Raw genomic sequence first — 16,775 nt, 5'->3', positions numbered from 1 at the left:
CTTGCGCAAACTGTGTGGCAAGTTATTCAAACCGGTTCCCACATCGTCGGGTGCAATGACCTACGTTGACCCTTGCCCTCATCTTGCCGATCCTTGCGCCTACCACGACGCATTCGTGATGAGGTTTGACGGCCTCAGAGATTCATAGAATCCCTTCTTTTTCAGAAGATCCATGTCAGCTATGAGTGGGTTGGGTGGGGGCTTTTTATTTGGGCTTTGCGGTGCCTGTTCAGTCTTCTTCGGGAGCCCTTTTCACAGCTTGACGGCCCCCATAGATTACGGAAAAACTTTGTGGGCTCATGATGTCGGCAGACAGCACACCACTGATCCATCGCTAGTGGCGGGAACGCTTTTACTGAGTGCAAACACCCATTACTGATTAAAAATTATTGCTCTGCTTTAACTACTATAGGGTTGTTGGATCGATTAAAAAAGATTCGTTGTTGAAAGCCATGAGTCTCTCTTATTTCGTTCAATATCTGCTGAACCGGATTGTAGCGAACATCCAGATGGGCAAACCCTACTGAAACCATAAATGTACGGTCATTATTTGCACTCGCCTCAACCCCGACTTTTTCCGCCAGATACGGGTTAATGAATTCATCCCTCCAAACCGACGAGGTGATAGTTCTTAATCGCTCAACGGTGCTCTCGGGATAACCTTCCGGCTTTGTAAAGTCTGAAATAACCAATGAAAACTCCTTGGCTAACTCTTCAGCCTGCATAAATAACTGGCTGGTAGCTTTCGCTCCAAGCATCTCGACATCATCCAAAACCGCGCCCGACGAGATTACACTCGACTCAGAATGATCCATCGCGATGATAAAGAGCTCTAGCATCGAAGTCGAGAGTTCTTCTGGTTCCCACCCAATCACCGCGCTTTTATTTTTGTCGATAAATTCAGGAATGAATTTTTCAACCTTAATGGCTGCGTCAGTTGGAGTGGCTTCCACATACAAACTTAGTGCACCGTTTCTGTTTGCAGCCATTACATCAGGTATATCCGAGGCGTAAGCAAATGAGGGACTGGCGTGGCCATCCCCCGAGAATATGATCTTAGGTGTCCCATCGCTAAACGCAGCTCTCAGTTCATTATCACTTAACGCCCGCTCTTGACCATCAACATAGGTAAACCACACGGTGGGTGAAAGCCCAAGGATATCTGTGAACGTCACTGGGTTATTGCGCACCATCTCATAGCGATTAAGCCCATCCACTTCACCTGCAGGGTCGGGATTACTCCATCGCTGTAACCACGGCACGTAGTACCTGAACCCATAGTAGTAGAGCCCCGTCGCATCCCGCTCCTTGCCCGAATAACGCAACGTGCGATAACTCTCTTCGCTCGAATCACCCTTCTGCGTGAAGGCCGTCGTACCAAACGGATGATACGTCTCGCGACTGATGATCCGCGCTTCACTGTCCAGTTCCAGCGAACAAGAGCCCAGATGATCGCTAAGGGTGTAACGGTATTGATCATTCGCCAGTTGCTGCGGCGCCGCGCCTTCCCAATGCAACACCTGCACCGTGGTGCGGCCGGCCTGGACGGTGACGACGTGCAGTTTCTCGCCATCCCCATCGCGCGTTTCCAGCCCTGGTAGATATCGGGTCTCACTGACCAAGGTGCGGGCGTTGGTTTGCGTCGTGCGCACCTTGCGCTGGCGCATGCCGTCGGCACCGTAGACATAGCGCTCGGTGTCATCCAGGCACAACGTTCGCTCTACGGTATGCACGTGGCTCAGTTGATTACGTACATCCCAATTGAGTATGCGGCCCCGATCCAACACCAACAGGTTGCCGTTGGCATCGAAGCCTTCGGAGATCTCCGCTTCGGTCGGTGGTCTCCCCTCCACCTCGGGCAGGCAGCGATTACTGTGCTTGGCCGCCGTCAACACACGCCCATGTTGCTGTGGGCCGTGGTGGATCAGCTCGAGCAAATTGCCGCCAGCGTCGTAGCGATAGGTTTGACGATAGTTAGCCACGGCAGCCGGATCCTCGAGATGAGCAGGCCCGCGATTAGCGCTGCCGGCCTCCCAGCCGGTGGCTTCGATCAACTGGTAAAGACTGTCGTAGGTATAGCGGTTGATCGGCTCGATGCGTTGGTTGGCAAAGAAGCGCACCGGCAGGGCCTTGTCTTCAAGGCTAAGGATATTGCCCACCGGGTCATAGACGTAGTGCAAATCCTGTAGCGGTTCGTCGCTAGGCCCGGCAGCGCTCAGACGGTTCAATCGCCCGTCTTTCGGGCAGTAATCAAACCGACTGGTGACCTGGTTGCCTGCCGTTTGCTGTTCTATCTGTCCTTGAGCGTTGTAGTGAATGTCATGTACCAGCCGCTGCGCGGCGGTCGCGTTTTTCAGCTGCAGCCAGGCCTCGCGCAATCGGCCGTCGATGGTGTGAGTGAAACGCTGCCGATTGCCCCGCGCATCGGTTTGCTCCAGCACATCGCCCAACGGGTTGAGCAGCAAAGCGCTGCGAGCACCGGCTGCTTGTTCAAGCAAATCATCTCTCTCATCAAGGGGCAGTGGCCAATCGGGCATATCCAGGCTTTGCAGAAAGTGTTGATGCTGTTCCAGCACCGCGCCGGTCAAGCCGAACTCATTGAAATGCTGCGTTCCAGCCGGGGTGTCGTGGCGGATCAACTGGCCGCATTGGTTGTGCGCGGCATAGTGCGGCGACGCATCGGCGTAGTGATGACGTTCGACGCACGCAGCTTGCTCGAACACCGCCACAGGCCTTAGCAAACTATCGTATTCAACCTGTCGCTCATTACCGCGAGCGTCCCACGCTTGCACCTGTTCAGCCGCCTGCGTGAACAGGCTGACACGCCATCCTGCATCAACGCTGTGGGAGCTCAGTACCTTGCTGCCAAGCGAGTAAACCTGCGTCAGGTTGGCCCGCTCCACCAAACGCGGGTCCCACTCGGCCACGACTCGGCCCGCACCGTCGAAGCCACTACGACTGCTCCTTGCCTGCGCCTGCTCCCGCCCACTCTCACGCCAATAGCGCACCGTGCGCACCGTCAGCCCGCGAGGGTCGCTCACACTCAGGCCTGGGGTCTGCCGGTGCAGCGCAAGGGCGGTCATTGCAATGTCTTCCCCCGGGCCTCTTTCATCGCCATCACCTCTTCATAGGTGTCGTTTTCATCCTCGTAAATGCTGTACCAAGGCCAGTAGGTATGACGCCGCAGGTAGTCCTCCTTGGCGAGGACGGTACGAGTAGGACGGCCCAACGGGTCATAGAATTGTCGGTCGCTGTAACCGTGTTGCCTGAAGCTGACATCGTTGATGTAGCGATGATGATCGGCAAAATAGGGCCTGTAGATGCGCACAATCAGCCCCTTGTTGTTGTACTCGACCCGCTCGCTGACCCGCCAGCGCTCAACATCCTGTACCGTCACCGGCCGACAATTGCCGTCAAGCGCCAACGAGCCATCTTCCTGTACATGGTAGGCATAACCTCGCTCGACCTTTTGCTTGCTCTGCAAGGCGCGACCGAAACCGTCCCAACAGCTCAAGGCGACGCGGATTTGTTTTTCCGGATCAAGCGGGTAGCGATCAGCCTGCAAGGTAACGGCGTGAACAGGCTCGCGGCGCACCTGAGGGATCAAGCTCAACAGGCGTTGTCGCGCGGGCGTCAATGCATCGGATGGCGAGAGCAAACGGGCCGACACACGAATATGCCCGCTGGGTAGCAGGTCGCCCTGCGCTACGCATTCGTCCAGCCATTGGCGATCCTGCAGGTCGGCGTCAGGCACTCGGCCCATCCAACTGAACGGGTCGGCAAAGTGCGCAGTGGCGGCATCCTGCAACGCCGCGGCCGGTGCATCAATGATTTGGCCAGGTGTGCCGCCGAGTGGAGGACGGTAGTCATCGAGCGACGCAAAGCCCACGGGTTGACCACGTTCGGTGCCGAAAAAACTGGTGGCGATCACCTGGCCGAATGCCCCGTAAAGCACCTCCTGAGTGTTTTGATTGGGGTCGATAATGCGCGCCGGTTGCAGCAAGCGATAGTCAATCGAATCCACACGCGTCTCACAGCCGTCAGGTAGGCGTACCCGAGTATTCAGGCAGCCATAGGGGTCGTAACTCAGATGGGTCACACCATGACTGCGGGTTTGCTGCACGGTGATGACGTTATAGAAACCCGCGAGGCCGGCGTAGGTATTGAAACCGCGCTTGACCGACCACAATGGCGCTTGCGCCCCGTCGATGGACGGCAGAACCAGGCGCATTTTGTGGTACCCGACCTCCAGGAGTTTTTGCTCCAGGTCAAACGGCATTTCACCCTCGTCATTGCGCAGCAAGTCGTACGCCTTGAGCGCGGCCTCATCCAGCTCGGCAATTTCCAACTCATCGGCCAAGGCCAGAAACGTGGCCTCGCCATCCGGTAACGGGTGAACCCCGGACAAGTCCCGGTAGCGCTGCACCGACTGCCCCACCAGTGTTCGCTGAGCTTGGGGATTCAAGGGGTTTGCCGCGCCTTGCGCGATAAAGGCTTCATAGCTGATTGCATCGGGTTGCAAGCCGTTGGGACCAGAGCCCTTACCCAGCACCAGCGCGTTGTCACGTTGCTGAAAAGGCAGGGCCAGACGCCAGCCCTGTGGGTGTGTCAGGTGAATAAACCGCGCCAGGCTTTCACTCAGGTAGTAAACCTGCTGCGCCGAATCATGGGCATCACACCACCAGCGTTTCTGCGGTGTGATTTCATTCGGGTCCACCTGGCAGGCCGGATCATCCTGGGCCGTCAGGCGCCGGGCATAACTGACCCTGACGCCATGGGTCAGGCTGCCAAAGGCATCCCAGCGCAGGTTGATCCCGTGCTGGCACTGCGGGTCATCGACCTGTTGCTCGTACTGGTAGGCGATCGACTCCAACGATAACGCCAGCATCACCTTGTAAGGTGCGAATTGACCGCCTACTGGCCGATCCAGCACGCGTACCAGGTAGCGGTTTTGCTCGACGCTATAGGGGACGTCACCTGCGTTGCGCCCTCCATAGGTTTCCACACGCAATACCTGGCCTGCCAGTGCTTGGAGCATGCCAGGCAACTCATCGGCCTGGGGTACGACAAGTTCATCGACACCGTCGGCTTCGTGATAATGGCTAAGCAAGGTTGCTCCCAAGGGGTGAGCAGCCCGATCACCGTTGAAATACTCATCGCACGCTGGGTCGATCACCTGTCCGACATGAAACCAGGTCTTGCGCAATACCGGCTCACTGAAACCCGACTCCGGTGATGCCTCGGCAGCAGCGTCGGTATCAGTCGCCAGGAGCAGGGCAAAACCTCGGAACGTTCGTACCTGTCCGTCGTAAAAGCCTTTTCGATATTCGAACCGTTGCGTCAGCCGATTACCCGTGATTTCGTCACATTGAACCTGCTCACTCACCACCGGCACGGGGAAAGGTAAACGACACACGGCCGGTTGATTGCTCGCGAGCAATTGCTGCTTTTCATCCAGCCACTCCTGGGCCGAACTGCGATATTTCACGCTCGCGGCGGCGCCCTGGTTGTTATGGGTTGCACATAACAAATAGGGTTTGGCTGCGACAAAGTCATACCGCCAATGCATGGGCGACATATGCGGCACCGTCAACACCAGACTGGAGCAGCCCAGCCCTTGCAGGTCAGCGGTACTCACCTGGCAAAATCTGTCATAGCGAACGTCTTTGGGCCAAGGAAGCTCGACGGCGTCGTCAAAGCCGTTGCCACAACGGTTCATGAACACCAGCGCGCACTCGGCTTTCAAGTAGATCAGGTCTGCGGCACCGGAGCCGTCCAGATCCGCGAGCAAGACCCGCGATGCATCGAACTCGTCATAAGCAAAACCCAGCGTGCTGAACCTGAACCCTTTACCAAAGCGGCCTCGCCCCAGGTTGGGCCAGCATTCAAGCCGGTCGTGGCGGATGCGGATCAGATGCTGCTGGCCGCTGCCGAGCACGTCACTGAAGGCGACCAACTCGGTGGCGGCGTTACTGATCAACGGCAGATCATCCTCGCCTTCCTTGCGCTTAACCTGGGTGGCGGGGGCAAACCCCGCTTGCCGCTGGTTGGCATACAAACGTACGCTGCGCGGGCCGATCATCGCCAAGTCAGACAAGCCGCCCCCCATCAGATTGGCCAATTGCCCCTGAGGATGGAAAAACTCGTGAGGGAAGGCATCCACGGTCGCGAAGCTCGACCAACTGCGGTCCGGGTTGCAGGTAAAAAAACCACACAGCCCAGGCTGGGCTACGACCCATTCAAGGCAGCCATCACCAGTGAGGTCGCTTAAAAACTGTCGGGGTGCCTGCAGGCGGTCGGCTATCGGAATCTCTGGCAACTCATGCCAATCGTCATAGGCCACTTCGTCGGGGTGGCTCGCCGCCTCGGCCCGCATAGGTGCGCGGTAGTAACAGGCTTTATCGTCAGAATACAAAATGCCCGGAAAACCTTCGCCGTACAGGTCGACAAATTTATAACGCTGACCGTCGTCAAGACCCGGCATTGTTTCAAATGGCTGATAGCGCCGTGGATCCGGTGCGAGCTCGAACGCGTTATAGATGAACTCCAACGGTGGCCGACTCTGTACCTTCCCCGCCCGGTCAATGGCTTGTTCATGGGCAGCATGCAGCAGGCTATAACCCAGTGGCGATGGCCGATATTCAAGCAGTAGTCGGCGCACCAGCACGGGCGCCGGCCCCATGTCTGGCTCATCGGGAAAGTAGTGGAACATCAGCACCTGCCGACACAGTTGCCGCGTCCTGAGCTCAAAACCATAGGCGTAGCTGGAGAACGGATCGCTGCGTCCAGGCCATGCCTGGGTGGCCTCATAAGGGGGAGCGGTCATGAGGGCAATAGGACGTTCACCATGGTCGAACACCAGATGAAAATGCCATAGCACACCTTGCCCAGCCTCAACGCGCCACGCATACAGCTGGTCCTCGGCGAGCGCATTGCCGTAAAGCACCTTGCTCAAGTAACGCTGGGCACCTGCGTGATCGTCGGCCTGATAATGGTAGACAATGTGCTCGCCACGCGGGTTGAGGCTTTCTTCGAGCAGCCACTCGCCCACACGCGCATCGACATCCGGGTCGGCACGTCGTGAAGCAGCGGTTTTGCCGTACAGGTGCAGATTGCCGTCCGCGCTGTGAATCAGCCAGAACCCCCCCGGGTCGTCGGTATCGGACCAATGCTCGATCAGTGCAAATGCGCCTTCGGTGCGAGGCCAGTAGCGTACAACGGTGTAAGGCCCCACCGGCAAGCCGTTATAGGCCGTCTCGACCCTTGAAACCTCTGTACCCGTCCTCGGGTTGCGCTCCGGCATCCAGGGTTCCCCATCCGGCCCCAGGATCACGTCTTCATCGGTATACGCCGGCACCCCTGTGGACGTTCGTCGAGTGATCGCATTGGGCGTCTTGCCCCAGCCTATTCCGAACGAGCTGTTGCCGTTGGTGCTGCTGTAACCCAGCGTCAGGTCCGGGGCAAAACCCCGCCCGGGGGAGATTGGCAAGGGCAACTCGAACGATGCACTACCGCTGATACCGACCGGTCCCAGGCCATTGCCGATACTCTGGATGGCGCCACCGCCCTTGGGCAGGGATGGCGCGGCGATTTGCAGCGACTCGTCATGGTTCACCATGCTTGCTCCTAGCCAGCCTTGGCCGTGTAATGCAGCTTCAGGATGATGTCGGTCAGCGATTCGAACAGACGGTTTCGCGCCGCAACGTCAGTAGAGGTGAATTCCAACGCCCAGCCTGAAATAGCGCCCGTACCCTCAAAGGGCAAATAACGCTCATCGTCGAAACTGAAAGTGAACAGCCCATCGTCATCCACCCCGCCAGACAAAACGATTTGCTGGCTGGCCCGCAGGTTTTCCTTGAGGGTGTCGCCTATCTGCACGGCACTGTAGGTTTGGGTCAAGGTGGCGTGAATGTCTTCGTAGGGCCCCAGGACCACAGGCAACGACACGCTGATACGTTTGATCCGGCGCACGCTATGCCCAGGGTAATTGCTGTCGAACATGGGCTGCGTCAGCTGGAAATCGACGCGGCAGTTGTCTATCAGGCCAAGCTTGATGGTGTCCCAGTCCTGATTGATGGCGGAGGTCGGATCCTTGTCCTTGAGTTGGCGCAGGGACACCGTCTTGGTGATCTCCAACCGTCGTTCATTGCGACTCAGGTACGCCGAGTCCATTTTCAATAAGGACAACTTCAACGCCTCGCCGGCGCTCAAGCCTCGGTAGCTGTCCTTCCAGACGCCCGCCTGGATAAAGCGCGTGCTGAAGTCGGCGAGTTCAAATTGCCAACAGGCTTCGGCGGCCAGACACAGCGCCAAGGTGGCATCGTAGGCCTGGTAATAGAAGGTCGCGAACTGGCCGTTGAGCCATTGATAGAGTTGCGCATTGCTAAAACGGGTGCGCAGAAAATCATAGCTGGCCAACGCCTGATCCTGGGCGACGCGGGCCTGGTTCAATTGCAGGGTGGTGGCGCGGGCCTGTGCTTCAAGCACCTGCATTTGTGCCTCGATCTGGGCAATTTCCAGCGTGGCTTGGTCACGGGCTTGCATCCATTCCTGGTGGCGGCGGCGGAAGTTTTCAGCGCGGTCCGTCGCCTCCGCAATGGTATGGAGCATCGCCGCCCTGGCTGAAGAATAGGCACTGACCATTTCGGCGACGCCCTCCAGGCGCCATCCCCCGGAGGACGCTATGGCAACGGCACCATTAGTCAAACCCGCGTGAGCCCCGCCGCCGCCGCCAGCCGAATTGGGGGGGGCCTTCAGGCCACTGCCAACGGCATTGGCCACCTGACTGATGTTGTCCAACACCCGCCCTTCCAAGTGCAGCGCTGCAGCAGCTTTTTCACCGGCATTCACTACTTCATCGGCCAACTTACGGTAGAAATCCAGGCGCCCCTGAGCCAGCGCCTTACTCGCCTCCAGTGCTTTTTTCTGCTCAAGGTCAATCGCTTGTGCCTGTTGTTGCAGGTCCACGGCAAACTGGGCGAACTCCCAAGCCTGGTGGTATTGCAGCTCCTGCAGTTGCGCCTGTTCCTTGCGCTCGATCAATGACAACAACGTATTGCCAAATTGGATCAGGGTTTCCACAGCACTGCTGGCACGGTTGTGCATCACACTGTAGCGATAAGGTGGCACCTCCTGGGCCAACAACCGCGCGGCACCACCGGAGGCCGCGCCCTGACCGAACGCCGCCAGCAGATCGCGCGGGTTCAAGGGGGCAGCAAACAAGGGCAGCATCAGCGGCTTGCCGTCCAGCGTACGGTTGTTACGCAGGTTGTCCAGGCGCGCCTCGGCGGTATCCCAGTTCTGGACCAACTCACGGTTGAAGGGCAAGCGCAGGTATCTGTTATCCAGATCAAGCAGGGTAGGGTCGGGCGCGAAAGTGCGCAGGTACAGCGGCGGTTCGGCGAAGTGGTAGAGCGACTCGCCATCGTTGGCCGCGGCACTCTCTTCGCGTAGTTGGTCCTGCCGGATCAGGCGCTGTTCGAACTCGCGCAATTTTGAGTTGGTGGCGTCGCTCAGGGTTTTCAGGGGGATCGGTTGCCAATGGTCCACCACGTTGATATCAGGGCGCGGCCCCAGCAGGTCAAGCACGCGCACGTACCACAGCTTGGCCGCTACGAGGCTGTCGGGGGTCAGTTGCCGGTAGGCGGCGTCACCCCGGTTCAGCAGGTTCTTGATGTAGAACATGTAGATCGCCTTGCGATAACGCACCGGGTGGCTGCTAGCGATACCGTCCGGATCGGCGGGTTTACGCGTGGCATAGTCCATTTCCACCGGGTCATCTATCAATGGCCGTACGTTCCAATATGGCGGGCGGCCTGTATCGTCTGCTTTGCGCGAAGGGTCGAAGATAAAGCCCAGCCACTGTTCGGCGCCATCGAAGTTTTGCTCCTGGTTCAGGCGATGACTGACCATGAAGGGCAGGTGTAAAAACAACTCCCAGAAATACAAGCCGTTGGCACCGTGAAAGTCCATCTGGTTGATCGCCGCGGGTGGGTCGAGTGGGGGCTCCTCAAGGAGCTGGGTGCCCCAGGACAGCAGGTTTTCCAGGGCGATATTGGCGCGATTGATCAACTCACGCGCAAACAGGGTATTCATGCGGATGGGTTGGCGTGGGGAGTTGCCGGCATCGTTTTGTTTGATGTCGGAGCCGGTGAAATCGATAAATTCGGCGACCCCCAGGGTTGGGTTGGCACAGGTGTTGATGCGAGGGGCAACAAGTGACGTATTGATAGCAGCGACACGTTGCAATTCGACAAAAGTAAGCCTCAATGCATGCCCGACATTCTTGTTGCCCTGGAACATCTTGATGCCATGAATCAGCGGGATTTTCTTCGAACTTGCTGGCCATGTGCCGGGCCAACTGGGCAACAGTGTTTCAATATCAATTAGCATAGAGGCTGAGAAGGTATCGGGTGGGTTTCTGACTGAAAGACCGGAGGAGAAATTAAGCCAAGCCGCACCGGGATTAGCCGCTTCAGGGTCATTTAAATTGAGCGGCCGTAAAATAACGTGCTGAAAAACAAGAGGTGTAAAACTATCACTCCTTACAATAGGCATATCAAAAATTATCACGTCCCTCATAATATCAAAGAACTCTACCGAAAAGTTTTCTCCAAGACATCGCACAACGTCCAATCTCACAAGTTTCCCTTCCAAAGATGCGGACCCACCCGCACCAATCGGCGGAAGAGTGCACCCAGAGTCCTCGAACGAATCCACCAAAAAATCCGTGTAAATAACGTTGCTACCCCCAGTGTATCTTCCATAGTTAAATATATCCGTCCCCCCTCCGGCCCACATCCCCGGTACGTCCTCCAATACGTCTATTCTCGACCCCCCAATTAGCCTACACCGCCCCAATACCGGTAGGTCCGCGGATAAAACAAAAGTGAATTTACAAGTACCCCCATTAAAGCGAAAATCTACAATGCATGTATCACCCATGCTAGTAAACGAGCCTGACAGTCCAGAGTCGAAGTACACTCTTTTAGAACCCGGGTCATACCTTACCTCTACATCCACACGCGGCGCCTTGATATTGACCTGCCCACCCTGAAAGTTCCAAGCATCCAAATTCTGATTTGGCGTAAACGTCTCAACGCTTTTCAATGCCACGCTAAATGCCGGCACTACAAACTGAAGTCGCTCCTTGTTATCCAACGCGAACATTCGTGCCACCTGTAACACATGAACTTTTTTGCCCCCTGGTGTCACCTCAATGCTTGGTACATACCCTTGCGCAGGAAATAGAGGCATTACATTAAAGTTCTTATCAATATGCGCCACTTTCAAAAAGGCGTACGCATCATTTATTCCGTCATTCGCCGCACCTGGCGTATAACCTGCATACATGGCTACCAACATCAAATCCGATGAACCGCCGCTGTCTTCCACCGCAATACTATCAAGCAAGCCCGATAGATTCTCGGTGCGCAATAACGGCGACTTACTCCAGGCTTCAATGACGGTTTGCGGCACACTCCAGCTATCGTCGAATTTTTTATAAACCATGTTCAAGCGCAACATCGGGTTACTGTGTATCTTGATTACCGGTGAGCCCGGATCAGGCGGCGTGGGGGTACCACCTGGGAGATAACCTTCTTCAACCGTCATCTGAGCAGGGTTGTTATCCACACATTCCACCCAAAATACAAACAAGCGGTTATTGAACAACACCGGCCTTATTGTACGCTCAATGGCACTGGCCGAAATCGGCAAGTCAGCCTTGTGCCAGTCCGACCACGCCCCCGGCTGCGGATAATCGAACTTTGGCCGGTTGGGATCCGTGCCGTTGAGGTTCACGTAAGTACGCTGGGACATATCCACCGAGCGCCAGTAGTACACACTCTCGGCCCGGGACTTGCCGATAAAGTAATACATGCCATTCTTGAAATCGGTGGTATTGATGTAACCATTGATAATCGTCAGGTTGGCCACTTCCTCAAAGCTCGCCAGATAAGACAGCACCGCTTCCTGAGTGGTGTCGATCTCGATCTTGTTCTGATTGAGGTCGTTTTCCAGTTGTTGGAAATACGTTGATTTGCTCAAGCGCAACGAGGGGTCGATATACAGCTCCGGGTAATAGCTCAACTGCTGGTTGGCCGCCCAGATGGGGTACTGGCAGTCGATCTCGCGCCACTGCCTTATCAGGTGCTCTTCCATCACCTTGGTTTCATAGCCCGGCTCCATGCCCATCAGCGCGGCATTGATGTATTGCTGAATACTGGCGATGGCCGAGGCCACCGGGCTGGTGGGCACGGCCTGGCTGACCTGCACATCCAGCAGCTTGTATTGGTAGAGGTCGTTGGCGGTCTTGATTTTGTCGCTCAACTGGGCGTCGACAAACTCCGCTGCGTTCGGTACCACCTCATCCAGATAGTAGGCCACCAGGGCATCGCGCAGGGTTTCGTTGAGCTGGCTATCGATTGAGCTGGACATGCTCGCTCCTTATTCATCGTAAAAACGCGCAGGCGCTCAGCGCCGGGCAGCCATGACGGCATTGCCTACCGCTTGCCAGGCCACACCCGTACTGTCGCCGTGCAGGGCTGTGGCCCTGAGCAAGTCCGCCGCAGACAGGCCGCTGGCGGCACAGGTGGCTTGGCTGCGCAGGATCCAGTCGATGTCGGCCATGGAGCAGGCGCGCTTTTGCGCTAGCAATTGGAAAAGCTCATGCACGTCGTCCTGCCTCCACCCCAACAGCCTGGCCAAAACGGAAGCGGCCTGGTCGCTGACTGCAGCGCGCAATGTTTTGTTTTTGAGCGCTGTTTTTCCGGGGTTGGCCGCGATGAAATAACCCAGCAATGCCTCCTCCGCCTGGCTTTGGCCATGAAACCACTGACTGTAGCGGCTCAGCAGGTAGAAGCTCTTGAGGTTCAACTCCAGATTTCTACCCGGAACTCCCAGCCATTGCGGATTAAGCAAAAACACACGCAAGGCACTGGTGCTCAACCGCAGGTCCATCACCACTGTCCCATGACGCAATACACGCTCGAGTTGATTGATCAATGAGTCAGTGGCGGCTGCAGTAGCTAGCCCCAACACCGCTGACAACAGGGCGTGTACCGAGGTCTGTGCCCAACGCAGTACAACTTGGGTGCGGTCCATCGGCAGGTTGATCATTTCTTGTGCCAAACCTTCGATCAGCCGCAGTTGGCGGTCATGCCCGGCCAGTAACAAGCCGACAAGCTTCGCCACGCTCTGCTCACGTTCATCAGGGAATAGGTTCAACTGCCCCACTCGATAGTTAATCGCTTCTTGCAAGTACTGATGGGGGTCTTCGAGACCTGTGAGCGGAACAGGCCTCACGAGCCCCTGCGGGTCCAGCAAATACTGCAGCACTTCGCGCCATTTGATAGGCTCTCGTGCGGCTGCGGACTTGGGTCGTTCATAAACAGGCAGATTCAGCGCCGAGATCTGCTCATCGGTAATCAATACCTCTCGCGTCGCGGCGGCCAATATGCCCAAGCGGTCCACCAAGCCTTGGGGGGGCAGGTAATCTCCAGGCTCCAGGCCCAACGCGCGGCGTACCCCGGTAACACTTTGCTTGCTGTCCTTGAGCCAATTCACGGCCCAATCCATCTGCATCAACACATCGAGAACGTCAGGCGCGGGCGCCATCGCATCCTCTTCCCAAGCCTCTACGGTCGGTAGGTGTCTTTTAGGCAGCGAGCCGCACTTTACTTGCAGGTGGTGAATTGAAGACAGTTGGCTGGTTATTACCTCCCAAGCTGTCCTTGAAAGGCGCTTGCCGCTGAGCGACAACGCCCCACCAGCGCTCAACGGTTCAAGCGTAAGCGCGCTGCCGTCAGGATTGCGCACGAAGTTTTCTTCGTCTGAATGCTGGGGCTGCCGCTCCAGGGTAAACACCCGCGTGCCAGTTGCTGATGCAAAGTCGGTCCCCGCCAGCACAAACAAGGCTGAACCTGGTAGCAGACGCAATAAGGTACCTTCATGCGCGGCATCAACCACCAGCACCAGCCTGATGCTCATATCGCTGGCGCCCTGCGCAGTCAACGACCATGGCCTGAGGGACGACAATGAGGGTTGTAGCAGGCGCCCGGTACAGAGTAATCGCTGGTACTCCAGCCCCCCCAGCATATCCACCAAGCCCCAGCCTTCCTCCGGCGACAAGCCAAACATTTGCGGAATACGCGCCTGACGGTAGAGAGAGGACAGGGTGCCAAGGTCGCGGAGTAACGGCCCAACAAAATCCTTCGTTTGGTTGGCCAAGCGAGAAAGCGATGACTCTGTAGGCTCAAGGCCGAGCGCGGCACAGAGTTGTGCGACGATTTTTTTGTTCGCAGCGTCTGTCCCACTGATATTAAAGGCGGCTCTATTGAGTTCCAACGGCGTATCGAACAGCGCAGCAGGGTTAAAGACGTGGTCAAACAGCGGCACCTTGTCACCCGTGGCGTAAGGCGTGAGATCGTGGAGGAACGCCGCAAATTCTTCGGGCTTGATGCCATAACGTCGGCTGAAATAACGATAAACACCCAGGACCCGCAGGGTATTGGTGTTCAGGTCCATGGTCAGGTTGTGTTCACCCTCGCTGCGGATGGCGCAGATGAGCAGCGTGTCCAGTTCGGCATAGGACATGTCCATACCCAGGTCTTTCTTCAGCCAGCGCTGCAGACGAATCATGCGTTGCAAGCGGTCAAACCGTTGAGGGGACGTTTTAGTCAGGTACCAGACCGTGCGGCTACCGAGCGTGGTTTCCTTGAGGCCCATGGAATTGTCGAACTGGTCTGCACGCGTCGAGACAACGGTAGCAGGCACAACACTGTCATAACGCTCACTGCCATGGCCGTTGACATAACACGCGCCATAGTGAGAGGCGTGCGGGTATGCCTTGCCGACTCCCGCGCCCCCCGTCCATTGTGGGTTGCCGCTGGGGCAATTGGGAGACACGCGGGGGAAATGCTGACGCTGGGATAAAAGCGCCTCGACCTGCTCGGCATCCAGCTCCGAACGTTGCATGAACGTCTCGAGCTGCACCAGTGGGTTGTCAAGGTGGCCAATACCTTGGAGACCGTAACTGCGCTGAAAAAACTCCTGCTGCTCGGCCGTCCATGTCACGTACTCATCCAGGACAATGGTGAAGCTGAGTACCGCCAGTGAAACTGGCCTAGTGGTAGTGCCCGTGGTGGTGGTGACAGTAAATGAGGCTCGATAGCCCGGTTCGATCGGAAACGGTTCTTCTCCCCCCCAGCGGATAACTGTGCAGATTGTTGAGGTATTCGCGGGGTGAAGATAATTAGGCGTCCATATATTAGCCGTGTTCGCATATAACGGCGTCCCAGAATTAATCCAGAAAAGACCCTCTCGTTTAGCATCGTCAGGCCCCGAGAATTCAATCGTTGCCGTGCTCGTCAAATCCCCTTTGTTGACTAAGGTTTCTGCCTGAGGCACAACAGACTTCAGGCTTGACTGTGGGGATATCAGTAAAGCAATCCTGATAGCCGAATGCGGACTCAGATGAGAAGTCCCCGGCCCTCCCCAGGCCGCCGTCAGCTCAGCCTTCGATAGATAAAACGTGGTGAACATTGAAGGTTCGATCAACAGTTGCTGTTGCTGTGGGCTTAACCCCGACATCAACAGTTGCGCTTGCGCTGCAGTGTTCTGCACCGCGCCATAATCGTTCAAGCCCCGTTGGCTGATGGGCAACTGCAAGCTGATACGGTAGTTCAACTCCCCCAACTCAAGCTTCTTTTCGGCCAGCCCTAATCGGCATTGGTGGTGAGGGTAGTAATACGGAAACATGAACGGATAGCGCCGCTCGGCCAGCACGTCGTAAATCGGCTTGTTGGCATCCGGCTTTCCTGTCCGGTACCGGGCGATGTCGGCCATGAGTATCTCATTGACCAACTCCAGCATCGGTCTGGGGGTAAAGGTGCTTTGCTGGTCAATGATCAACCCCTCCAGATCGGGCCGCCGAGTCCTCAACAGAATCTTGGGCCGATCACCCTGGCCGGAGCCTTCCAGGGTGCGCGTAGCGAAACGATATTGAGCGCTGAGGTAGGCCACCGGCGAATCGACCGCCGCCATCGCGCCGACTTTGCAGAACTCATCCCAGTTTTCCTTGAACAGGTTCGGGAAACTCGGCCCGACATCGACCAGCGCACGCACACCGGTCTGCTGGCCCTGGTACTGGGTTCTGCCGTTGGATACCTGGTGCTCACGGTACAGCCGACCAATCTGCACCGCATAGCACATGGCATTGTCATAGGCCTCCTCGCCATCCGCCTCGCAGATCTCACCCAGGCGTTGGACGAAGTGGGGCTTGGGTTGGGCGATGATGTCGAACACTGACGTCATGCCCATTTGCTGCATCGCGGTGATGAAGCTGACTTTTTCCAGGCCCGCTTGCCGTTCGGGCTCGTTGACCAACGTAAGGAGCAGACGGTCAGTTCTCGAGTCGTTGTCCATGCCCACGCATTCCCTCAGGTAGAGATACACCGCTACGTCCAACAAACTGAGTGGTTCTAAAAAATAAAGAACCTGTGAACTCTGACAGTAACGACGAACGGTACCTGGGGACGGCCGAACACCAGAGCTACCTGAATTGGACGAGTCTGCAGTTGGCAGAAACTGGCTTGGCTTTGGTGGAAGCTTGCATTGATGGCTTGCAGGCCGATGCTTGTGCTCAGTAAGTCAGTCATCGCGGGCGAGCCCACTCCCACAGTTTGACCGGGTACGTCCTTGGAATAGGGTCAACCTGTGGGAGCTGGCTTGCCTGCGATGGCGTGCGCCCGGCCAGCACAATGCTCAAGCTAACC

At 56.8% G+C, this 16,775-nt stretch carries 4 protein-coding genes; all 4 read right to left on the bottom strand.

From position 1 onward, the window contains the following. Nucleotides 1-386: 386 nt before the first annotated feature. From GIV35_RS09850 to GIV35_RS09835, 4 genes are read right to left on the bottom strand one after another with little or no spacing between them, the layout of a single operon-like run. Nucleotides 387-3,083, bottom strand: coding sequence for an RHS repeat domain-containing protein (locus GIV35_RS09850; RefSeq protein ID WP_236264630.1), 2,697 nt, complete (start codon nt 3,081-3,083; stop codon nt 387-389). Continuing rightward, on the bottom strand, nt 3,080-7,618 hold the full coding sequence (locus tag GIV35_RS09845) for a SpvB/TcaC N-terminal domain-containing protein (protein ID WP_236264629.1): 4,539 nt from the start codon (nt 7,616-7,618) through the stop codon (nt 3,080-3,082). The genes GIV35_RS09850 and GIV35_RS09845 overlap by 4 nt, the downstream gene beginning before the upstream one ends. Before the next feature lie 8 nt (nt 7,619-7,626). Next, complete coding sequence (locus GIV35_RS09840) at nt 7,627-12,438, bottom strand: neuraminidase-like domain-containing protein (protein ID WP_236264628.1); 4,812 nt, start codon at nt 12,436-12,438, stop codon at nt 7,627-7,629. Between the two features lie 36 nt (nt 12,439-12,474). Further along, nucleotides 12,475-16,425: a Tc toxin subunit A gene (locus tag GIV35_RS09835; protein ID WP_236264627.1), complete on the bottom strand. Its 3,951-nt coding sequence runs from the start codon at nt 16,423-16,425 to the stop codon at nt 12,475-12,477. Between the last annotated feature and the right edge of the window lie 350 nt (nt 16,426-16,775).

The sequence above is a fragment of the Pseudomonas sp. PA-1-6B genome, assembly GCF_021609545.1.
In the GTDB taxonomy this organism is placed as follows: domain Bacteria; phylum Pseudomonadota; class Gammaproteobacteria; order Pseudomonadales; family Pseudomonadaceae; genus Aquipseudomonas; species Aquipseudomonas fluorescens_BV.
The sequence above is the reverse complement of the archived record's forward strand: the minus strand, read 5'-3'. Positions and strand labels throughout refer to the sequence as shown.

What these genes read in the sequence shown, in the direction of transcription:
- GIV35_RS09850 (WP_236264630.1), bottom strand. Translation starts at nt 3,083, where the DNA reads ATGACCGCCCTTGCGCTGCACCGGCAGACCCCAGGCCTGAGTGTGAGC.
- GIV35_RS09845 (WP_236264629.1), bottom strand. Translation starts at nt 7,618, where the DNA reads ATGGTGAACCATGACGAGTCGCTGCAAATCGCCGCGCCATCCCTGCCC.
- GIV35_RS09840 (WP_236264628.1), bottom strand. Translation starts at nt 12,438, where the DNA reads ATGTCCAGCTCAATCGATAGCCAGCTCAACGAAACCCTGCGCGATGCC.
- GIV35_RS09835 (WP_236264627.1), bottom strand. Translation starts at nt 16,425, where the DNA reads ATGGACAACGACTCGAGAACTGACCGTCTGCTCCTTACGTTGGTCAAC.